Source organism: Trichococcus sp. ES5 (assembly GCF_900067165.1).
Lineage (GTDB): Bacteria > Bacillota > Bacilli > Lactobacillales > Aerococcaceae > Trichococcus > Trichococcus flocculiformis.
In genome coordinates this window covers 1-4115 of record NZ_FJND01000042.1, presented here as the reverse complement: position 1 = coordinate 4115, position 4115 = coordinate 1, and the positions used below count along the sequence as shown (strand labels likewise).

The 4115-nt window shown below is 48.2% G+C and carries 2 tRNA genes and 3 rRNA genes; all 5 read left to right on the top strand.

From position 1 onward, the window contains the following. Window positions 1-129 precede the first annotated feature (129 nt). A 23S ribosomal RNA gene (locus TES5_RS14580) occupies window positions 130-3044 on the top strand. A 94-nt stretch (window positions 3045-3138) separates the two neighbouring features. Beyond that, window positions 3139-3254 (top strand): 5S ribosomal RNA (rrf, locus tag TES5_RS14575). Window positions 3255-3276: 22 nt separating this feature from the next. Continuing rightward, a tRNA-Asn gene (locus TES5_RS14570) sits at window positions 3277-3350 on the top strand. 21 nt (window positions 3351-3371) lie between these two features. Further along, a tRNA-Thr gene (locus TES5_RS14565) sits at window positions 3372-3444 on the top strand. Between the two features lie 480 nt (window positions 3445-3924). Beyond that, a 16S ribosomal RNA gene (locus tag TES5_RS14560) occupies window positions 3925-4115 on the top strand; the annotation flags it as partial.

Sequence of the window (4115 nt, the reverse complement as noted above, 5' to 3'; positions counted from 1 at the left end):
TTGTTCTTTGAAAACTGAATACTACAAAAATAAAGTAAGAAACCTAAACATTTTACCGCGTTTTAAGTTGACTTAAATGAGTTTTTAACGAAATAAGTTAGCAAGCCAGCAATGGCGAGCTTAACCATAGGTTAAGTGAATAAGGGCGCACGGTGGATGCCTAGGCACTAGGAGCCGATGAAGGACGGGACTAACACCGATATGCTCCGGGGAGCTGTAAGTAAGTTTTGATCCGGAGATTTCCGAATGGGGCAACCCAATATCTTTGATAGGATATTACGTTACACTGAATACATAGGTGTATCGAGGAACACGCAGGGAACTGAAACATCTCATTACCTGCAGGAAGAGAAAGAAAATTCGATTCCCTTAGTAGCGGCGAGCGAAACGGGAAAAGCCCAAACCAAAGAGCTTGCTCTTTGGGGTTGTAGGACTGGGACATGAGACTGCAATGGATAGCAGAAGCCAACTGGAAAGTTGCGCAACATAGGGTAATAGCCCCGTATGCGAAATCCAAATCAGCTCTACCAGTATCCTGAGTACGGCGGAACACGAGAAATTCCGTCGGAATCCGGGAGGACCATCTCCCAAGGCTAAATACTCCCTAGTGACCGATAGTGAACCAGTACCGTGAGGGAAAGGTGAAAAGCACCCCGGAAGGGGAGTGAAACAGTACCTGAAACCGTGTGCCTACAAGTAGTCAAAGCCCGTTAATGGGTGATGGCGTACCTTTTGTAGAATGGACCGGCGAGTTACGATTTCATGCAAGGTTAAGTTGAAAAGACGGAGCCGCAGCGAAAGCGAGTCTGAATAGGGCGAATAAGTATGAGGTCGTAGACCCGAAACCAAGTGACCTACCCATGTCCAGGTTGAAGGTGCGGTAATACGCACTGGAGGACCGAACCCACGCACGTTGAAAAGTGCGGGGATGAGGTGTGGGTAGCGGAGAAATTCCAATCGAACTTGGAGATAGCTGGTTCTCTCCGAAATAGCTTTAGGGCTAGCCTCGGATATGCGAATCATGGAGGTAGAGCACTGTTTGGACTAGGGGCCCTTCTCGGGTTACCGAATTCAGATAAACTCCGAATGCCATTGATTTAGATCCGGGAGTCAGACTGCGAGTGATAAGATCCGTAGTCAAAAGGGAAACAGCCCAGACCACCAGCTAAGGTCCCAAAGTATCTGTTAAGTGGAAAAGGATGTGGGGTTGCACAGACAACTAGGATGTTGGCTCAGAAGCAGCCATCATTTAAAGAGTGCGTAATAGCTCACTAGTCGAGTGACCCTGCGCCGAAAATTTACCGGGGCTAAACAGATCACCGAAGCTGTGGATGGAACCCAATGGGTTCCGTGGTAGGAGAGCGTTCTAAGGGCATCGAAGCCAGATCGTGAGGACTGGTGGAGCGCTTAGAAGTGAGAATGCCGGTATGAGTAGCGCAAGACGGGTGAGAATCCCGTCCACCGAATAACTAAGGTTTCCTGGGGAAGGCTCGTCCTCCCAGGGTTAGTCGGGACCTAAGCTGAGGCCGATAGGCGTAGGCGATGGACAACAGGTTGATATTCCTGTACCAGTTGCTTTTGTTTGAGCGATGGAGGGACGCAGGAGGCTAAGGAATGCACACGATCGGAAATGTGTGTCCAAGCAGCAAGTCTGAGAACGAGTGAAATGCTTTTTCTCTCAAGGACAAGCTGTGATGGGGAGCGAAATTTAGTAGCGAAGTTCCTGATGTCACACTGCCAAGAAAAGCTTCTAGTGAGAAAGTAACTGCCCGTACCGCAAACCGACACAGGTAGTTGAGGAGAGAATCCTAAGGTGTGCGAGAGAACTCTCGTTAAGGAACTCGGCAAAATGACCCCGTAACTTCGGGAGAAGGGGTGCTGACCGCAAGGTCAGCCGCAGTGAATAGGCCCAAGCGACTGTTTATCAAAAACACAGGTCTCTGCAAAATCGAAAGATGACGTATAGGGGCTGACGCCTGCCCGGTGCTGGAAGGTTAAGAGGAGAGGTTAGCGCAAGCGAAGCTTTGAATTGAAGCCCCAGTAAACGGCGGCCGTAACTATAACGGTCCTAAGGTAGCGAAATTCCTTGTCGGGTAAGTTCCGACCCGCACGAAAGGCGTAACGATTTGGGCACTGTCTCAACGAGAGACTCGGTGAAATTATAGTACCAGTGAAGATGCTGGTTACCCGCGACAGGACGGAAAGACCCCATGGAGCTTTACTGCAGTTTGATATTGCGTGTTTGTATCACATGTACAGGATAGGTAGGAGCCGAAGATACCGGGACGCCAGTCTCGGAGGAGGCAACGGTGGGATACTACCCTTGTGATATGACCACTCTAACCCGCTGCTCTTAGCGAGCAGGGAGACAGTGTCAGACGGGCAGTTTGACTGGGGCGGTCGCCTCCAAAAATGTAACGGAGGCGCCCAAAGGTTCCCTCAGAATGGTTGGAAATCATTCGTAGAGTGTAAAGGCAGAAGGGAGCTTGACTGCGAGACCTACAAGTCGAGCAGGGACGAAAGTCGGGCTTAGTGATCCGGTGGTTCCGCATGGAAGGGCCATCGCTCAACGGATAAAAGCTACCCTGGGGATAACAGGCTTATCTCCCCCAAGAGTTCACATCGACGGGGAGGTTTGGCACCTCGATGTCGGCTCATCGCATCCTGGGGCTGTAGTCGGTCCCAAGGGTTGGGCTGTTCGCCCATTAAAGCGGTACGCGAGCTGGGTTCAGAACGTCGTGAGACAGTTCGGTCCCTATCCGTCGCGGGCGTTGGAAATTTGAGAGGAGCTGTCCTTAGTACGAGAGGACCGGGATGGACACACCGCTGGTGTACCAGTTGTTCTGCCAAGAGCATCGCTGGGTAGCTATGTGTGGACGGGATAAACGCTGAAAGCATCTAAGCGTGAAGCCCCCCTCAAGATGAGATTTCCCATCACTTTAAGTGAGTAAGACCCCTGAGAGATGATCAGGTAGATAGGTTGGGAGTGGAAGTACAGCGATGTATGGAGCGGACCAATACTAATCGGTCGAGGACTTAACCAATTTTTAAAAAGAAGAAAACTCAAGCGGTGTTTTCGGAATCCCTTTACTTTTGTAGATTCAGTTTTGAGAGAACAACGTTCTCTAATTAAAAATGTGCGGTGACGATGGCAAGAAGGTCACACCTGTTCCCATCTCGAACACAGAAGTTAAGCTTCTTAGCGCCGATTGTAGTGAAGGGTTTCCCTTTGTGAGACTAGGACGTTGCCGCGCTTTTTTTTGTTTACAGTTTTATTCCGCAATAGCTCAGTTGGTAGTAGCGCATGACTGTTAATCATGATGTCGTAGGTTCGAGTCCTACTTGCGGAGTTTTTATCGAAAGCAATAGCTGCCGCCTTAGCTCAGCAGGTAGAGCGCCACCATGGTAAGGTGGAGGTCGTCGGTTCGAACCCGACAGGTGGCTTATGTTAAGCAGTGCTTGCTTATGATAGCAGGCTATTTTTTTCTTCTGTTCAGATGATCAAAAATAGGCTTTTATAAAAAAATAAAAAAATTTATAAAAAGTATTGCAATCTCATTATTGAGATGGTATTATATAAAAGTTGCTGAACGTGTTCTTGAAAAAATGTTTCAAAAAAACATTGACTCGACGGGCGTTTGGTGGTAATATATAGTAGTTGTCTCGCGTTAAGTTGATTTATTATTTTAAAATAATTGTTGACAAGCATTAGCGAATGAGATATAATATAAAAGTTGCCGCGCGAGAGCGTGCGACATAATTAGACCTTTGAAAACTGAATGAAGAATGAACGAACCAAATGTGCAGGGAGCTTAGACTTCGGTCAAAGCAAACGAAGGCGATACATCGTATCGCAAACATAAAGTCAGCAAGAAATTAAGAGCTATTCAGCTTTTCATGAGGGTTTCTGTACAAGAGCCCACATTACATGAGAGTTTGATCCTGGCTCAGGACGAACGCTGGCGGCGTGCCTAATACATGCAAGTCGAACGGTCTTTTCTATGGAAGCTTGCTTCCACTGAGAAGATAGTGGCGAACGGGTGAGTAACACGTGGGTAACCTGCCCATAAGAGGGGGATAACATCCGGAAACGGGTGCTAATACCGCATAGTTTT